This window comes from Chitinivorax sp. B, assembly GCF_005503445.1.
In the GTDB taxonomy this organism is placed as follows: domain Bacteria; phylum Pseudomonadota; class Gammaproteobacteria; order Burkholderiales; family SCOH01; genus Chitinivorax.
On the sequence record NZ_SCOH01000003.1, the window covers coordinates 112442 to 130307 of the forward strand.

Below are 17866 nucleotides of genomic sequence, written 5' to 3' on the forward strand. Positions count from 1 at the left end.
CCGCGCCGAAATGAACCCAAGAGTCGGCGCGGCGCGCTGGTTTATGCCCACCGGCTACAAACCTGATCGCAGACCGGCTGCGGAGCATGGAACAGCGTCATCAGTACCTTTCACAGGCCCATACCTGACAATAATCATTCGCAGACGATCTCGTCAATTCGAGGGGATATGACCATTCTGGCCATTTTCAACCAGAAAGGCGGCGTTGGAAAAACCACCACTGCCCTGAATCTTGCCGCCGCCATGGCCCACAACGGCATGGAACCCTTGCTGATTGATCTGGACCCCCAAGCCCACCTGACTGCCATCTGCGGCGTAACCGTGCCCTCAGAAGAAAGTATCTACTCCTTTTACAAGGACAACCGGCCATTAACCGAACTGGTCAAGCCACTGCCCAATGGAATCAACCTGATACCGTCTCATGTCGAGCTGTCAAAAGTGGATACGCTCTACCGCAAGACCGGTGGCGTAATCATGCGTTTACGACATGCACTTTACGATGAAATGCTGGCCGGGGCTGGGGTACCCATCCTGGTGGATTGCTGCCCATTTCTGGGCATTTTATCGATCAATGCCATTGCCGCTGCAGATGGCATGATTATCCCAATTGCGGCCGAGTACCTGGCCATGAAAGGGGCAACACAACTGGAAAACACACTGGAAGCCATGTCCAGGTTGGCAGACAAGCGCATTCCACGGCGCTTTGTCGTCACACGCTTTGTGCCCAATCGGCGTCTATCGGCCCACATCATTGCCGAAATGCAGGAACGCTATGGCGTTGAACTATGCAAGACGCGCATCCACGAGAATTCGGCCATCACCGAATCAGCTGGTTACAATCAGGACATCTTTTCGTTCTCGCCCAAAAGCAAAGGGGCCAAGGATTATGGCTTTCTTCTGGATGAATTGGTCGAATGCGGTTTCATCCAGTCGGTCAAACGCTGACGTAGCTCATGACGGTGGTTACCTCCGCCTCCTCAACTGGCTGTTGCCCCCATATCCCGCATGCGCTGTAACCAGCTTGCCTGCTTGGGTTCACTCAGCGTGTCCACCATCCCGATCAATGTATCCGCCACCGGATGCACTCCCACAAACGCCAAGATATTGCGTTTGAGATTCTTGATACTATGCGCGCCGTAATACCATCGATAAAACAGCGCGGGCATACCCATGGTCACCACCACACGCGCCCGCTTACCCGCCAATGGACGATGAGTATGGCTACCCGGCAGCATCAGGGTAGTACCAGGGCGCAATATTTGCTCCAGAAAACCTTTCAGCAAGGCTGGCATATCCCCCAGCCATAGTGGGAAGAACAGCACCAGCAGGTCACTGCGCAGCAACAATTGCTGTGCGTGCAGCAAGCTCTCCGGGGTTTCACCATGATCCCAGTCAGCCTTGGTACGCAGCAGCGGAAAATCCAGTCGCGCCACATCAATCACCTCCACCTGATGCCCAGCCAGCAGTGCACCTTCGCGATACGCTGCCGCCAGCGCATGGCAAAAGTGAGTACCGGATGGGTCCGGGTGTCCCTGAATGATGATGATATTGAACGGCATGGATAGATAGTATGAGCTGGCGAATCGACCAGGCTTGGCATTAACTTGACTATAACAAACCACGCCGTGTCCGACAGACAAAGCATGCCGACCGGTATCAATCAGTAGTCCACCAATCAATTACGCGTCCGGTCTCAACCAAGGCAGCCTCGACCGCAGCCAGCCGCTTGGGTGGCACCAACAAGACGGTCAAGGTGTCGTCCCCGTCGCTCAGCCATACGAAACGCGCACCAGTTGCCGCTTCTATTTCGGCCAGCAAGGTCACGAAGATATCGTAACTGTGTTCGAGGTGTACCACTCGCGTCAGCAGCATGGAAGTATCCAGCGAAATCGACCAGTCATCTGCCAAGTGCGCCAGCTCTGCCAGTAAACTATTTGCAGTGGCCTGTTCGTCATCCTTTTGCCACGAGACAGCAGGAAGCGCGAGATCCGCATAATGTGCCCAGAACAGCATACCTGCCAATTCATCAAAATCCCGTACACTGGCCAATGGCGGGTCTGGCTCCGCAATGCGGAACATATCCAGCGCCTGGCTACGCACCAATTTCTTGCGGTAGGCCTTTGGGGACAGTTCCTTGAACAGCGTATCCAGCGCAACGGCCGGCAGTTCGGGTGGACAATCCTCCGGTCGCGGGACTGAGCCACCCACAAGGTGCAGGTCAACATTGGCATATTCTGCGACTTGTTGCAACAAAGTGATGAGTTCCGACCAATCCGCCTCGCTATCCGGCAGCATCTCCACCCGGCTGGGCTCAACCCGTTTGACGACAGCCAACAACCCGGAACGACGAATGCACACCTGGTAGCTGGTCAACGGTAAGCCGGCCCCTCGCCGGCGCCGATATTCCTCATCGGGCATCGACAGGTTGATCCAGCCATTCATCGCGCTGACATGGCGCTGACCTACCCGATGACTGATACGTGATTGCAAAGCGTCATACAGGGCGATATAACCACGCTCGGTCCATGGCATGCGTTGCTGATAGTCTGCAAGCAATGCCGGCCCCATTCGTTGCGATTGCTCGACTGCAGCCAACCAGTCTTCCACCAATGGCCAACAGGTATCCGTAACCACATGTCCCAAATGATATGAGCACGGGTTGTCATTGACTGGTACAACCACCCCGTCGACCGGTACAAAAGCAATATGACGGGTATGCGGCTCAGTATGATCAGCCAGCGCCAGCACATGGGCCGAATGTAACGCCACTCCAGGTTGCCAGGTCAAATGACGAGACAGTTGGGTCAACGCGATATCACGATGGCCGCTTGGCAGGCGTGGGTCAGTTACGTGCAAGGCAACGCGCGCTGATTCATCCGTATTGATCTGCAGCACTTGCGTAAACCGCCCCGCTTGCCGAACAGCTTGAGCCGCCTGCTGCAATGACATCAGGTAGTGCTGGCAATCAGCGCACAATGCAGGCCACATCCTCTGCCAGGCAGGAAACAGCGGATGATCATCCGGCAATTCATCCAGCCACAGGAACTGGTCATCCTCTTCCAATACGCAACGCACTTCATCGGGTTGTGCAGGGTCGATGTCCAACTCAAGCCGCCATGCCTGCCGGTTTTGCCAATCATTGCTGTCAAACGCCTCCAAGGTCAGCTCCAGCGTATCAGGCTGGTCGTCTGTAGCCGGTCGAAGCAGAATCTCTGCATTGAGACGCACCGAATCGTCACATTGCCAGTCAAGACGCCAGCAGGTGTGATGTAAATAGGCTTGCAGCAAGGAGTGGTACTCGGTCAGCTCCGGATAACGACAACGGGACATGATTGGCAAAAGAGGACGGAAAACCCGAATAGTATGCCAAATGCAACAAAATGACAGCCAAGCTGTCCACTCACCCAGCGATATGATTGACGCTACCGTACACCTATGGCCCACTACCACCAAGAACGCATGCAGCGGTGGTTTGTGTGACCACTTCCCGATTCAACCGGATGACAACTTATGCACGCTATCCCGTTTTCCAAGGCCCTATTGGTTTGTACACTTGCACTGCTGGCCTCCTGCGGCGATTCCAACAAGACGCTATCAGTCACGGCCGCCACCCCATCTGCGGGTGCCAGCAATGTTGATCCCGCCACGACTTTCAGTGTGCAGTTTTCCGAAGACATGGATCCAGCCACCCTCAACAGCAACACCGTCAAGTTGATCAGTGCTCAGGGTGAAATACCGGCAACCGTGGTCGTGAGTGGTGCCGAAGTCAAGCTTACCCCTACCATGCCGCTTGGGCTGGCGAGCCCTTACCAACTGGAGCTCAGCGCCGATATCCGCAGCATGAAAGGCAATGGCCTGCCCGGCAAGACCACCATCAGCATCACCACTCGCCAGGGACAGTGGGGCGCAACCAGTACCCACCTGACCGCCAGCGGCAATGCCAGCAGCTTGTCCAGCACTGCAGGCAAGGATGGCAGCATTGTGGTCGCCAGCCTGCGCAAAACAGGATCGACGACCACCGGATTGACCATTGCCCGCTTTGACCCATCCACCGCTCAGTGGAGTACGACCGATATGGATGCCGGCACCAGCGGACAAGCCAGTCATGTTGTCATCAAGGTACTGGACAGTGGCGATGCACTGGTTGCCTGGAACAGCTCCACTGCGCTGCTGCCTACCAGCGGCAGCCACGCTGTCTACAGCCGCTTCAGCAAAGCCGGTGGTAGCTGGAGCCCCCCCGAAGCCATTGGCCAGGATACCCATACCTTCGATGCAGACATTGCCGTGACCTCCTCCGGCAGTGCTGCATTGATCTGGCACCATCGCAACAGTGGCAATCCGGCCAACATCTATACCCGTCAACTGGACAGTAACGGCACCCTCACCGACCCTGTCAAACTGGGCACAGGCACCACCAATGGCAGCAGTTGCGCCAAGCAGCAAGTGGACAGCAACGGCAACATCGTCGCCATCTGGCGGGCCGCCGACAACACCGGCAATGCAGTGATGACCGCCCGTTATGATACAGCCACCAAACGCTGGGCCAGTACCGATACGCTGTACCGTACCAGCACCGTACTGGATTGCGATGTTCAGCTCAAGGCAGATATCAAAGGTAATCTGGTCGCCAGCTGGCAACAACGTACCAGCGCAACCCCAACTGGCAACGACGACTATACCCTGTTCGCCAGCCGCTATCGCGCAAGCGACAGCCGGTGGGACAGCCCGAAGCAGTTTGACGCATTCAACGCCTTGCGCACCACAACACCAGGCATTGCGTTGGACAAGGATGGTAACGCTGTACTGAGCTGGATGGTGACCTTGGCTGATAACCTGCAAGGTGTGACATACAGCGTCAAAGGGGCCAACTATCCTGTCGACAACAGCCAAGGGCAAACCATTTTGCTTGGCAACGGTACCGGTCAACGCGTCACCACGCCTGCTCTGCTGAAAAATGCCAATGGTGACGCCACCGCAGCCTGGGCTGTCGACGGGAAGCTACTATCTCGCCAGTTCAACAATAACACCTGGCAAGCAACCGAAACGCCAGTGACCAACTTCAACAACAGTCGCGAACCCAACCAGATCGCCATCGTACAAGACGAGGCAGGCGGTGGCTTGGTTGCCTGGCTGGTTACCGACAATGTCACCAACACCAGCGCCTACGCCCTTCGTTTCAATACCGATGGCCGCTGGGATAGTGCCACCCTGCTCGCCAGTGGTAATGAAACCGGGGATGCCACCTTCCTGAGTGGTGCGATGACCAACGGTCGAATGGCGGTACAGTGGAATCGGGGCAACACCGTTGCAGGCAGGACGTATCGCTGACATGGAACCTGACGTGCTACCGAATTGAACAAACGAGGCGATGTCGGGCATCCACCTTCATCGCCCTGCGTTCCGGTAATTGCGTTACACGCCACCCCATTGGTAGTCGCTCACGACAGAGCTTGAACAGGTGCTCAGCCACGCTAAGCATTCAGTTTGGCAACAATGTCGTGACGACCATACATCAGGGCAAACATCCAGCTGGGTGGCGAGTGCAATATTGATAATCCAGTTTGCTCAAGTCCGCCACATGGTCACCCACAGATTCAACCACCAGAATCTCTCTTGCCAATACCCCAAAATCGGCACGAAAGTGCACACTGCTTTTCAGAATCAGAATGGGCACTTGCGCGGGCTCGATACCCAAATGCCGAAACATGGCTTGATCGGCGGCCTGCTGTTTACGGCTGGAAACCAGCACCGTGACATTTCGATAAGACAACCTGGCCATCGGACCCAGCTCCATGCTGCAACCGGCGTAGAATGGGCCGGTTGCATCGAAACAACCGTCACCTAGCGCGTCCACTCGCCATTCGCCCAAACACGCTGTTTCAGTTTGGCCGATCGCTCGGTGCAATGTCGCGCCCAATCCGGCAGCATGGGCTGCCGCCGCTGCAGTTGGATCACACAGCAGGCCAACGACAGCGCCTTGGGCATCGGCATCCAGGCAGGCCTGAATGATTGCCGCGGCATCACTGGCCGCCCCCCCGCCAGCGTTGTCGCAGGTATCGGCCAGGATAACGGGGCCACCTTGGCCAAGGCTCCGTTTGGCGTAGGCCAATGCCTCGGTAGGCGGCCAGAGCTTGCCATTGAATTCGGGCTCGGCCTTGATCACGGCTTCGGCCAGCTCATCGGCCACCGTGTCTGCTGCAGCTTGCGTATCGGCATAGACCAGTATGCTGGGGGCGCTGTCGGTGATATCAGCCAGCGGAAAACCGGGCAGAAAGCTGACGCTGACAACGCCCTGTTGCTGTTCGTCAATTTCGGCTTGGCGCATCAATCGTGCGACCGGATCAATCAACGAGCACTGCCATGGCATGGCAATGATGAATGGCAGTTGGCGAAAGGCTGAATGACACAACTCACCACGTATCAGGCGCAACAACAGCGCAATCGCACGCGCACCGGTCTCAGCCATGTCCACATGCGGGTAGGTTCGATACCCCACCAGCGCATCCGCCAAAGCCACCATCTGTTGACTGACATTGGCGTGAAAGTCCAGCGAGGCAACGATCGGTATATCATCCCCAACACATTGCCGAGTACGACGCAGCCATTCGCCTTCACCATCCTCAAGCGATTCGGTCACCATGGCACCGTGCAGATCGAGATAGACTGCATCAATCCGCCCAGCTTGTCGCAACCCTTCTTCAAACAACCACCAGACGGCCTCAAACGCATCATCCGTCACCCGCCCACTGGGATTCGCCGAGGCCCATAACAACGGGACAGGTTGCAAGTCAGCCTTCACCAATGCATCAATCGCACCAGCCAACGGCAGATTGGCACCGGCCACCGCCATGGCAACGGCCTCGCCCGTGGTCAAACCGGGCCAAGCATCGGCTTCGACAAAATGCTGAAAACCCGTTCTAACTGGCGAGAAGGTATTGGTCTCATGCTGAAAACCAGCTACGACAACACGTGGCATGGTGTCCTCTTTTAGTGTCACAGGTCGGGTTGTCAATCGGTGGCTCAGCGATCACAGGTTGAACAGAACCTTATCTCCCTACAGCAAGCCCGCGACTGCAGCATGTGCAATATCGTGATACTGCGCCACCGTGAACGGAATTGGGTTAGTGCCATGCGATGGATCAGCCACCGCCGCTGTGGCAATGTCATCCAGCCGCTCATCCCCAATGCCAATCGACTTCAAGGTATGCGGAATACCGACTTCTTCACGCAATCGCAGCACCCAATCCAGAAAGGCGCCAAACGATGCATTCGGCAGGTTCAGATAACGCGCCAGGGCAGTGATACGTTCATCAATGGCGGGCTGGTTGGCCTTCAGTACATAAGGCATCAGGATAGCGTTGAGCATGCCATGGTGCGCATCGAACATCGCCCCCAGCGGGTGGGCCAGTGCATGCATGGCCCCCAGCCCCCGTTGAAACGCCGTCGCCCCCATGCTGGATGCAACCAACATGTGCATACGTGCCTCCAGATGCTGACCGTCCTGTACGGCAACCGGCAACCAATCCTTCACCAGGCGAATGCCCTCCAGCGCTACGCCAGCCGCCATCGGGTGATAAAACGGCGAGCAGTAGGCTTCCAGGCTGTGTGACAAGGCATCCATCCCGGTCGCCGCTGTCAATTTAGCCGGCAGTCCCGTACACAGTGTGGGGTCCAGAATCACCACCGCTGGTAGCATCTTTGGATGAAAGATGATTTTTTTGGCATGTTGCCCTTCGTCGGTAATCACCGAGGCGCGCCCCACTTCCGACCCGGTACCGGCAGTGGTCGGGACAGCGACCACCGGCACCATGCCCGCTGGTTTGATGCGCAGCCAATTGTCGCCTTCGTCCACAAAATCCCATAGCGGGCGATCCTGCCCCACCATCAAGGCCACTGCCTTGGCCGCATCCAGTGCCGAACCACCCCCCAGCGCAATCACACCGTCGTACCCGCCAGCCTTGAATGCCGCCACGCCATCGATCACGTTCTGGCCAGTCGGATTGCCCTTGATCTGATGAAACAAGCCACAGGGCAAACCTGCTGTTTTCAGTAGCTCCAACGTATCCTGCACTGGCGGCAACGGCGCCAAGCCGGGGTCTGTGATCATCAACGGTTTGTGCATACTCAGCGAGCGGGCCAGCTGCGGTAAGTCCTTGATGCGGCCTACCCCGGCTTTGACAGCAGTGGGGTAGTTCCAGTTGACGGTAAAATGGTTCAGGTTGGCCATGTACTTTCCTTCATATCCAATCAAGCATGATGTGCCATTCGGTATCACATCAATGGTGGCATTTGCCCAATTAGCCTGGATATTTCGCAAATTCGCGAGGTGATGGCGCAGGATTTTGATTCATAGGGAGATTTCGTGAAGGCGTCGCGTAGGGGTTCTTACGCGCGACAGAATGAAAATCTTCATATGGATCAAAAGACAAGCTAGCACTCGCGTCAATTTATGAAATATCCAGGTTAGTACTACCCAAGCCGCTTCAGATGAAACGACTTCGGCCGGGTCAGGTGTTCGAAGCCGATGCTGGACAACGTGGCACCACGTCCAGTGTGTTTCACCCCCGTCCAGGCCAGCGCCGGGTCCAGGTAGTCGCAGCGGTTCATGAACACCGTTCCAGTCTCCAGTCGGTCGCCCAACGACAGCGCCGTCGCTTCGTCCTGGGTAAAGATTGAGGCGGTCAGGCCATATGGGCTGTCATTCATCAATTGGATCGCCTCTTGGTCACCGACGACCGACATCACACCGCAGACCGGGCCAAAACACTCATCTGCCATTAATTGCATGCCATGGTTCACGTTGGTGAACAGGCGAGGGACAAGATAGGCTGATTGGCCATCGTCCAGCCGGAACCTGCTGGAGTCGATCAATTGCGTTGCACCCTTGGCCATTGCATCGGCCACCACCTGCCGTATTGATTGCGCTGCCGATGTACGCACCACCGGGCCCAGTGTGGTGGCCTGATCCAGCGGGTTGCCGAGCACATATTGCTCAGTCAGAGCCACCGCCTTGTCCACGAAGGCCTGATACAGCGACTGATGCACATAGATGCGTTGAATGCCGCAACAACTTTGACCGGAATTGAAGAATGCACCGTCGATCAGCGTCTCAACGGCGTGATCCAGGTTGGCATCTGCACGCACATACCCGGGGTCATTCCCGCCCAGCTCCAGCCCCACGCCGATGAATCGGCCGGCAGCCGCCTGCTCCACCATCACACCGCCCGCAACCGACCCGGTAAAGCACACAAAATTCACCTCAGCCGCCTTGATCAAGCGCTGGGTGTCGTCATGTGTCACATGCAGGTATTGGAACACGCCGTCCGGCAGGCCCGCTGCCATAAAGGCGGCATGGATCTGTTCTGCGCACAGTGGCGTTTGGGCGGAATGCTTGAGGATGACCGTATTCCCGGCCAACAAGGCGGGGACGATGGCATTCACGGCGGTCAGCAGCGGGTAGTTCCAGGGAGCGATCACCAACACCACGCCGACCGGGTCACGACGAATAAAGCGGTTGAAACCGTCGATCGGTGTCGGCACCACGTCACGTAATGCCTCTTCCGCAATGGCAATCATGTGCCGTGCCCGGGTTTCAAAGCCGCCCACTTCCCCGGCGGCGTAACGAATCGGCCGGCCCATTTGGCGGGTGATGCCGCTGGCAATGGCATCCTTGTTGGCAACAAATGCGTCAATCGCCTTGCTGACCATGGCGGCCCGCTCCACCAACGGCACATTGCGCCAGGCTGCATGGGATGATTTGGCGCGGCTTAGCGTTGCAGCTATCTGCTCTGCACTGGCATAGGGCCGACGTACGACTTCACTGCCATCGATTGGGCTTAGGGTAATCAGTTCTGACATGCTGGATTCTCGTTCAAATGATTTCGAAATAGCGTTGCAATTCCCAATCCGTGACATGACGGCGGAATTCGCGCTCTTCCCATTCACGGGTCGCGGCAAAGTGCTCGACGAAGGGGGCGCCGAACAGGTTGCGAGCCGCTTCCGACGCCTTCAATCGCTGTGCGGCATCCCACAAGGTATTGGGTAACTTGAGATGCGACGGGAAGGTCTGGGTATAGGCATTCCCCTCCACCATCGGCTCGGGTTCCAACTCGTGCTCGATCCCATACAGGCCCGCGCCCAAGGCTGCGGCCAGCGCCAGATAAGGGTTGGCATCTGCCGATCCGATGCGGACCTCCATGCGCTGCGATTTTTCGGAGCCCGGGATCAGCCGCAATGCGGTGGTACGATTTTCCAGGCCCCAGGTCGCATCCAATGGCGCCCAATAGCCCGGGACCAGCCGTGAATAGCTATTGATGGTTTGCGCATACATTGCCATCAGCTCTGGCAGCAGCCGCTGCACGCCCGCCATGAATTGGCGCTGGGTACGACTCATCATATGACGCTGGGTGGGGTCGAAAAAGGCAGATTTGCCAGTCTTGCGGTCTTTGAGCGACAGGTGAATGTGGCCGCTCTGGCCTGGGTAGTCATGTGACCATTTGGCCATGAAGGTCGCCATCAGATTGTTCTTTTGGGCGAGCACCTTACAGAAAGTCTTGAACAGGAATGCTTTATCGGCAGCCTGACTGGCCTCACCCACTGCCAAGGCGGCTTCCATCACACCTGGGCCCGTTTCGGTGTGCAGCCCCTCGATGACCATGTCCATGCCTTCCGACAACTTCAACAACTGATGGTAGAAATCAGCATGCACCGTACTGCGCAGGATGGAATAGCCGAAATAACCGGGCGTCCAGGGTGTCAGGTTCTGATAATGCTTGGCACGCGCCGATTCCGGGGTTTCATTGAACAGGAAGAATTCATATTCCAGCGCGGCAAAGGCATCAAACCCCATGTCCGTCGCTTTTCTGACCATCCGGTTCAACACATTGCGAGGACAGATCTGTTTGGCGCTGTCATCCGCAAACTCGGCCAGAAAAAACAACATCGGCTGCCCGTTGACCATCTCCAGCGGCAAGTCCCGACATGTCTCTGGGACGATACGTACCGTAGCATCCGGATAGGCGGTGTGCCAGCCGGTGTACTGCACATTATCGTAAAGTTGATCGTTCAAGTCCCAACCCAGGACCACATTGCAAAACCCCATGCCACCCTTCAATGCGGAGATGAATTTATCCTTGGACAGGTATTTGCCACGCATCACACCATCGATATCCGACAGCCCCAATTTGACATGACTCAAGCCGCGCGCTTCAACCAGCGCGATGGCATCTTCTGCGGTGTTGACTTCACGTGCCTGCATTTTGCTTCCCTCTATTTGCTGCGTGGACCGGGAACCCCGCTCCCACGCTGTCTCCTGCTGGTTGTCTTGCACATGCACCTGCTGTGTGTCCATTAAATCAACGCCAACCGACACCCGCAAACAGTATCAATCCCGCTAATTGCGTTGATCGTTAACACTAATGCTGGCGCGGTCTGGCGGATGCAGCCGGTCGCTTGATCGGGTTGGATCAATCCCCTACCACCGCACCGGCCTGCAACATTTCATCCAGCGGCGCGCTATCCCGGGCGGCCTTGGTTGCCAGGAAGTAGAGGTACCCCGCCACCATGAAGCCAACAAACAGCCAGAAAATCGTCAGATTGAAGTAGATCATGGCCGTCAGTGCTACCAGCGCCAACCCCAATGCCACCCCCGGAAACAGAGGATAGAAAGGCACACGGAACGGTCGTTGCAACCTAGGCTCGCTGGCCCGCAACTTGAACAGTGACGCCATCGACATGATGTACATAACAATTGCACCGAATACCGCCATGGTGATGATGGCTGCAGTCAGTGTCTGACCTTGCAACTTCACCGCTTCGTCAGCATAGATGGCACAGATACCCACTACCCCGCCGGCCAGAATCGCCCAATGAGGAGTTTGGAAGCGTTGATTGACACTGGCCAGAAACCCAGGCAGATAACCCGCACGGCCCAAGGCATAGATTTGGCGGGAGTAGCCCATGATGATGCCGTGAAAAGAAGCCACCAAACCGAACAGCCCGATCCACACCAGCATGTGCACCCAGCCTGAATTGGTACCAACCACCATCTGCATGGCCTTGGGCAAGGGCTCATTGATATTGGCAAGTTGCCGCCAGTCACCACTGCCACCCGCGAACACCATCACGCCAATGGCAAGAAACACCAGCGTCAGAATACCCATGATGTAGGCCCGCGGAATGGTACGGCGCGGGTCTTCTGCCTCTTCGGCTGCCATCGCCGCCCCTTCAATGGCCAGAAAAAACCAGATGGCAAATGGCACCGCGGCGAACATCCCCGCATAGGCTGCACTGCCCAAGGTATCTGACCCGGCCCAACCATGCGCTACAAAGTTTGCAACCGAAAAGCCCGGCGCCACCACCCCCATGAACACCAGCAGTTCAAAAATGGCCAGAATGGTCACCAATAGTTCGAAGGTCGCAGCAATCGTGACACCGATCAAGTTCAAGCCCATGAAGATCAGGTAGGCGCCCAAGGCTGCATGCTTGGGATTGAGCCCGGGAAACTGCACGCCAAGATAAGCCCCGATTGCCAATGCAATAGCGGGTGGGGCAAACACGAATTCAATCAAGGTAGCCATACCGGCGATATAACCACCAGTCGGCCCAAAAGCACGTCGTGCATAGGCAAACGGGCCACCGGCATGAGGAATGGAAGTCGTCAGCTCGGTATAGCTGAAAATAAAGGTGGTATACATGGCAGCGATCACCAGCGAGGTGATCATGAAGCCCAAGGTACCGGCCTTATCCCAGCCGTAACTCCAGCCGAAATATTCACCGGAAATCACCAGCCCGACCGCAATCCCCCAAAGATGGATGGTTTTCAGCGAGCGTTTCAATTCTCTTTTTACTTTTTCAGCCATGCTTCTCTCCTCGTGCGGCTTGCCGGTCAGGTAAACACTGCGTTACTGCAAGATGAATTTCTCCTTGAAAGGGGTCTGCCAGTCTCACTGTTGGCGGTGATGTCCGACAAATCCGATACGTCACAGTCTATGTCTACGTTTTTGTACGCTTCAACAAACATCGTTTTGACTTATTCAGCGCATTCGCATTCTTAATCTTGGCGCACTGCAACAGCGCCAGAGCCAGTCTGGATGCCCCGTAGTGGTGCTACCACCACAAAAAAACACCAATGGCATTACCCTGATAAAAATAACAATGTGACATTTTCATAGCGCCTTGACATGCACATGTCATTGCTCATACCATCCGCCACTTAATTCGAATGTAACGATGTTCGAAATTTTCACGGCATTGCTGAGTAAATGACCGTCATTCATTCGAACATATAACAATTGACCGAACCATCGAGGATGACTTTGGAAATGTCGCACCTACTGAATCGCACGACCGTAGCATGTCTGTTTGCACTGGGTACCCTGCTTGTCAGTCAGGCACATGCCGACCTGGCCTTACCCAAAAACGCAGCCCCCAAGCCACCGCGTGAAAAGGCGGCTGTTGACGCAGATCATGATCACGGCCACGGCAAGCGCAAGACCGTCATGTCAGCCAAGAGCTTGGCCAAACGCTGCCAATTGAATGACCTGATCCGCTATCGAGGCTGGGACCTGGTTGAAAAGGTCAAGACAGCCAACTGCTCCAACACGCTATTCGATGCCACCCCGACACAGGCTGCCATCCTGTTCGATGAGCAACAGATGCTGATGGTCGCGAGCGAATTCCGTCGTGCGGCAAGCGATTACGATGGCACCAATGCAAAAAATATCAACGAATTGCAGGAATATCTGCGTGCTGGTTACTACTACAAATCGAACAACAGCAAGGAAACAGGCTTCAGCGAAACCTTGAAACACGAGATTCGAGCCGGCCTGGAGAAACTGTTCGCCTCATCTGGTTCCCGCAAAATCTGGTGGGAAAACGGTGACATCCTGCAAAGTGGTTACAAGTTGATCAGTCATACCAAGGATTACAACTACTTCCTGCCGGTCATCAAAGCCAAGCTGTATGAAGCCAATACAGAGTTCCTGGCCTATTCCAGCACAGCGTCTGCAGTCAATGAGATCCTGCGTCTGTTCAGCCCGATGTACTACTACGACAAGCCCGCCACCGAGGTCGTCAAGCGTGACATCAGCTATGCCAACGCCGTTTATGCGTTGTACCGTAACAATAACCGACTGATCGGTACGTCAACCGAATACTTGCTGAGTAATGCCATGGGAACGGTAGCTGACATGCTGCAATTCCCTGAGCTGAAATCCCAGATCCGCCCAATGATCCGTAATGGTCTGAACGGTGTTGGTTTGTTCACACGTGGCGAAGCCATTTGGTTGAGCGCCGCCCGGAAGATTCGCGAACACGACAATGGCAACTGCAATGACTATGGTACCTGTGATGCCAAGGAAAAATGGCAAGCAGCCGTACTGACGTCCACCCGCAATTGCACACCTACCATCAAGATCCTCTCACAGGGCTACTCCCAAGCAGATTTGATCAAGGCGTGCCAGCTGCTGCTGGACGAAGAGAAGCTGTTTACCTACTCTATGTTCGGCGTTGCACCGAGCGATGCCAACATTATCCCGACCAAATTCAATGCCGGCCTGGAAGTCATCGCATTCAAGAGCAAGGATGACTACAGCAAATATGGTGGCCCGATCTACGGTATCGACACCAACAATGGTGGCATCACCATGGAGGGCGACCCCAGTCAGCCTGGCAACGTTCAGCGCTTTTACGCCTATCACAAAGAGGGCCAGCCGCTGATTTGGAACCTGAAGCACGAGTTCATTCACTACATCGATAACATCTACAACATCGAGAACTATGGCAAGGCTTATTGGTCAGGCCAGCCGATCGTCTGGTGGATGGAAGGCCTGGGTGAATACTTCGCATATGAAAACAACTATACGGAAGCTGTTGAAGCGGCACGTCTGAAGACTTATCCGCTGAGCACCATTTTCCGCAATACCTATGATATGGCCGACTACCAGAACCGCTGTTACAAGTGGGGCTATCTGGCCATGCGTTTCATGTTCGAACGTCATCGCGCCGATATCGAACAGGTAGCCGTCGCGCTGCGTGCAGGCAAATATGATGAATATGGCAAACTGCTGTTTGAACGCATCGGTACCCGTTATGACGATGAATTCAACCGCTGGCTGGATACTGTCGATGTCGGCGGCTCCTTTGCAGGTGCTCGATACGCCGGCGGCGCCAATAACGCCAAAGGTACGGACAACACCAAACCCAATCCGACCGGCCAAACTACCTTCGACCGTACCAAACAGTATTTCCTGAACGACGAAACCCTGTATGACGGCAAGCGCTACAAGCTGGTAGTACTGATTGACGGCAAACAAACCTCAGGTTACGGCTTGTACGGCGACAGCGTTTCACCGGCCGGCAAGCAATATCGCTCCACCGATGGCCGAGTTCACGCATACTGGACCAGCGTCGACAGCACGCCAGGCCCGGTTATCAACGGTTTTGACATCTACAAGCAGTATCGCCACAACGATACGGTGCAGCTCAATAGCAAACGCTACACATTCAATGTATTGATCGATGGCAAACCTGATGGCAACTATGCGCTGTATGGTGGTAGCTGCAACCCAGGCAATTGCACCAGCCAGTATCCGTTCAGCACCAGTGACAACAGAGTGCGTGCATTCTGGCAAGAAGGGTCGACAACAGGTGGTACCACCCCGCAACCGGTGGGCAACTTCAGTACCCACCAACAGTATCGTGATCAGGATCAGACCTTATACAACGGTCGAACCTATCGCTTTACCGTACGGGTTGACGGCCAGCCGAGTAAGAACTACCCACTGTATGGTGGCAGCTGTCTTCCCAATACCTGCACATCTTCAGTGCCGTTTATCGGCAGTGATGGACGCTCTACGGCATACTGGCAATAAGCCACTGAGCTGGAAACAAAAAAGCGTGACCAAGGTCACGCTTTTTTGTTTCCAGCCGCCAAATCCCTCCATCCTTCAACAAATCACCCCCAAGCAATTGCTTGATAACGACATAGTAGCCAAACATGACAAATACCTGTATCGTTATAGTGCCATTTGTTGTCAGTGATAGACATTCTGCGGCACATTGATAACAAGCCATTGAATCAGCAATGGAAAAAAGCGCAATCTTTGCCACACCCACCTACCGCTTTTCCTTAAATCTGCTAAATTGCCACGCTCGTCGGCATCTACCTGACAACTCAGTAATTTTACGGTAGCTAAAATCGTTGACCTGACAACGTTAATTCATTTATCATATACAAATGATATGACAAGTAAGAGAAACATACCGTGAGCGTCGTCATTAGAAGTCTTATTGATATGGCCGAACGTGACCTGGTTTTTGATGACCGGGAAACCCGTGAAATCCTCACCTATTTTTGGCCCAGCTACGCCAAGACCATCACCAGAATGGCCATGTCTAGCGAGGCACGTCGCTTTGCGCAGCAAGTATTGGTATCAGCCATTGATGCCAATTATGCTCAAGGTCGTGCGGCAATGTTTTCCCACTTTCTGAATAGTCGCAAGCCGGACCCTGGCATGAAGAAACAGGCCAAGAAACTGGCCGACAAGTTCCACAAGAACTGGTTTCGCCATGCGACCCAAAAGGATCTGCTCAATACCGAGCTGTACTCCACCATGACGGATGCCGTTGCCGGAAAATACCGCAAGATCATTGATGATCTGCTGATTTCCGAATGGTCGGCCTCAGCCTGATCGAGTCCCCTTGCCCCTGCAACCACGGCGTGTAATGTCTGCTGCGGGGGCTGTTTCACCTTTTTATCTAGCACCCCACCCCGCCCGCCACTCTCGATTAGCGCAATGGCATAAACCTGCCCACAATACAAGCAAACTGCCCGGCAATTTGCTGAGCCAATTGTAGTGCTACCCTATCTTGGGTCATGCCCCAGCAGAATTCTTGGTAACAGCCACGGCGCACTCTCTGCCAACACCGGTAAATATCGTTGTTGTAACAAAGTCACGCTGTCATCGGAAAGTTGCTGCGGCAAGTGGCCCAACTCATCGGCCCGGGCAACCAAGGTCAGCTCACGGATAAACTCGCCTTCCGGCACAGGCAGGCATTGCACCTCTCCCGTCTTGAGCCCGCTTTGCAGCAGGCACAATGGTGTAGTCAACGTCCACCCCACCCCCGCCTTGACCATTTGCAAAATCGCATAGGAATTATCCAATTGCATGCGTAACGGCGGGTTGATTCCCCATTGCAACAGCTGCTGCTCGATGGTCCGACCGATTACCGTCGCGGTGTTATAACGAATGAAATCAAAAGCTGCAGCCAACGTCCGCAGGCTATTGACGGGCCCTTTGAAATCCAGCGGCACCACCAGAATGAACGGCTCACGCATCAAACGGCGCCGGAACAGCTCCGGATGGTTGATGACAGCATCGTCGGAAATGATGATATCCACCTTACGTGCCAGCAACGATTCAGCGTGCTGATGTGATTGTCCGGTGACCAATGACCAATGTGCGGTACGGCGCTTCACAGCTTCGACCAGCTCCTTGCCAACACTGGTCGCCAGTGAATCCACCAACGCGATACGAACATGCTTGAGCGGCGTGGAGTCCTGGCGGCGAAACTCCACGCTGACTTGGCGAGCTTCATTGAGCAAGCGCACCGCCCTTTCATAGAATTGCCTACCCAACGGGGTCAACATAGGGGGGCGCTGCGAACGGTCCAGAAGCTGGACGTGCAACTGCGTTTCCAGATTGGCGACGCTTTGTGAAACGGATGACTGCGTCATTCCTAACCGCTGACCTGCTGCGGTCATCCCACCGGCTTCGACAATGGCGGTGAAGACTTCCAGCCCTTTTAGATCAAAACTGATATGTGTGGTTACCATGCTTCCTCCCGCTGACACGCTAACGTGCGT

13 protein-coding genes are annotated in these 17866 nt (G+C 55.2%); 4 read left to right on the forward strand and 9 right to left on the reverse strand.

Annotated elements, in window-relative coordinates; genetic code table 11:
- The first annotated feature begins 168 nt into the window (after positions 1-168).
- Positions 169-945: a ParA family protein gene (locus FFS57_RS03115; RefSeq protein WP_137936300.1), complete on the forward strand. Its 777-nt coding sequence runs from the start codon at positions 169-171 to the stop codon at positions 943-945.
- Positions 946-977: 32 nt separating this feature from the next.
- On the opposite strand, the gene FFS57_RS03120 is transcribed toward FFS57_RS03115, so the two are convergent.
- Together FFS57_RS03120 and FFS57_RS03125 are read right to left on the reverse strand one after the other, a co-directional pair.
- Positions 978-1559 carry an NAD(P)H-dependent oxidoreductase gene (locus FFS57_RS03120; protein WP_137936301.1) on the reverse strand — a complete coding sequence of 194 codons (582 nt, stop codon included), beginning with the start codon at positions 1557-1559 and terminating at the stop codon, positions 978-980.
- 97 nt (positions 1560-1656) lie between these two features.
- Positions 1657-3330, reverse strand: a complete 1674-nt coding sequence (locus tag FFS57_RS03125) for a hypothetical protein (RefSeq protein ID WP_137936302.1) — start codon at positions 3328-3330, stop codon at positions 1657-1659.
- A 180-nt stretch (positions 3331-3510) separates the two neighbouring features.
- On the opposite strand from FFS57_RS03125, the gene FFS57_RS03130 reads away from it, so the two are divergent.
- Positions 3511-5328 (forward strand): Ig-like domain-containing domain, encoded by a 1818-nt coding sequence (locus tag FFS57_RS03130; protein WP_137936303.1) that lies wholly within the window; start codon positions 3511-3513, stop codon positions 5326-5328.
- Positions 5329-5512: 184 nt separating this feature from the next.
- On the opposite strand, the gene FFS57_RS03135 is transcribed toward FFS57_RS03130, so the two are convergent.
- The 5 genes from FFS57_RS03135 to eat all read right to left on the reverse strand — a co-directional run bounded on the left by FFS57_RS03135 (position 5513) and on the right by eat (position 12860).
- Positions 5513-6976, reverse strand: coding sequence for a M81 family metallopeptidase (locus FFS57_RS03135; protein WP_137936304.1), 1464 nt, complete (start codon positions 6974-6976; stop codon positions 5513-5515).
- Between the two features lie 78 nt (positions 6977-7054).
- On the reverse strand, positions 7055-8227 hold the full coding sequence (locus FFS57_RS03140; protein ID WP_171013540.1) for an iron-containing alcohol dehydrogenase: 1173 nt from the start codon (positions 8225-8227) through the stop codon (positions 7055-7057).
- 242 nt (positions 8228-8469) lie between these two features.
- Positions 8470-9858, reverse strand: coding sequence for an aldehyde dehydrogenase family protein (locus tag FFS57_RS03145; protein ID WP_137936305.1), 1389 nt, complete (start codon positions 9856-9858; stop codon positions 8470-8472).
- Positions 9859-9871: 13 nt separating this feature from the next.
- Positions 9872-11257 (reverse strand): glutamine synthetase family protein, encoded by a 1386-nt coding sequence (locus tag FFS57_RS03150; protein WP_137936404.1) that lies wholly within the window; start codon positions 11255-11257, stop codon positions 9872-9874.
- Positions 11258-11465: 208 nt separating this feature from the next.
- Positions 11466-12860 carry an ethanolamine permease gene (gene eat / locus FFS57_RS03155; protein WP_137936306.1) on the reverse strand — a complete coding sequence of 465 codons (1395 nt, stop codon included), beginning with the start codon at positions 12858-12860 and terminating at the stop codon, positions 11466-11468.
- 462 nt (positions 12861-13322) lie between these two features.
- On the opposite strand from eat, the gene FFS57_RS03160 reads away from it, so the two are divergent.
- Complete coding sequence (locus FFS57_RS03160; protein ID WP_171013542.1) at positions 13323-15872, forward strand: collagenase; 2550 nt, start codon at positions 13323-13325, stop codon at positions 15870-15872.
- On the opposite strand, the gene FFS57_RS03165 is transcribed toward FFS57_RS03160, so the two are convergent.
- Complete coding sequence (locus tag FFS57_RS03165) at positions 15853-16110, reverse strand: hypothetical protein (RefSeq protein WP_137936308.1); 258 nt, start codon at positions 16108-16110, stop codon at positions 15853-15855. The two genes, FFS57_RS03160 and FFS57_RS03165, sit on opposite strands and share 20 nt — an antisense overlap.
- A gap of 185 nt (positions 16111-16295) precedes the next feature.
- Between FFS57_RS03165 and FFS57_RS03170 the strand changes: the two genes are divergently transcribed.
- Complete coding sequence (locus FFS57_RS03170) at positions 16296-16691, forward strand: hypothetical protein (protein WP_137936309.1); 396 nt, start codon at positions 16296-16298, stop codon at positions 16689-16691.
- 173 nt (positions 16692-16864) lie between these two features.
- On the opposite strand, the gene FFS57_RS03175 is transcribed toward FFS57_RS03170, so the two are convergent.
- A complete protein-coding gene (locus FFS57_RS03175; protein WP_137936310.1) occupies positions 16865-17836 on the reverse strand; it encodes a LysR family transcriptional regulator in 972 nt (323 codons plus the stop codon).
- Positions 17837-17866: the final 30 nt, after the last annotated feature.

Excerpts from the sequence above, each read along its gene's own strand:
- FFS57_RS03130 (WP_137936303.1), top strand. The coding sequence starts at position 3,511 with ATGCACGCTATCCCGTTTTCCAAGGCCCTATTGGTTTGTACACTTGCA.
- FFS57_RS03120 (WP_137936301.1), bottom strand. The coding sequence starts at position 1,559 with ATGCCGTTCAATATCATCATCATTCAGGGACACCCGGACCCATCCGGT.
- FFS57_RS03115 (WP_137936300.1), top strand. The coding sequence starts at position 169 with ATGACCATTCTGGCCATTTTCAACCAGAAAGGCGGCGTTGGAAAAACC.
- FFS57_RS03175 (WP_137936310.1), bottom strand. The coding sequence starts at position 17,836 with ATGGTAACCACACATATCAGTTTTGATCTAAAAGGGCTGGAAGTCTTC.
- FFS57_RS03150 (WP_137936404.1), bottom strand. The coding sequence starts at position 11,257 with ATGCAGGCACGTGAAGTCAACACCGCAGAAGATGCCATCGCGCTGGTT.
- eat (WP_137936306.1), bottom strand. The coding sequence starts at position 12,860 with ATGGCTGAAAAAGTAAAAAGAGAATTGAAACGCTCGCTGAAAACCATC.
- FFS57_RS03125 (WP_137936302.1), bottom strand. The coding sequence starts at position 3,330 with ATGTCCCGTTGTCGTTATCCGGAGCTGACCGAGTACCACTCCTTGCTG.
- FFS57_RS03170 (WP_137936309.1), top strand. The coding sequence starts at position 16,296 with ATGGCCGAACGTGACCTGGTTTTTGATGACCGGGAAACCCGTGAAATC.
- FFS57_RS03145 (WP_137936305.1), bottom strand. The coding sequence starts at position 9,858 with ATGTCAGAACTGATTACCCTAAGCCCAATCGATGGCAGTGAAGTCGTA.
- FFS57_RS03160 (WP_171013542.1), top strand. The coding sequence starts at position 13,323 with ATGTCGCACCTACTGAATCGCACGACCGTAGCATGTCTGTTTGCACTG.
- FFS57_RS03140 (WP_171013540.1), bottom strand. The coding sequence starts at position 8,227 with ATGGCCAACCTGAACCATTTTACCGTCAACTGGAACTACCCCACTGCT.
- FFS57_RS03135 (WP_137936304.1), bottom strand. The coding sequence starts at position 6,976 with ATGCCACGTGTTGTCGTAGCTGGTTTTCAGCATGAGACCAATACCTTC.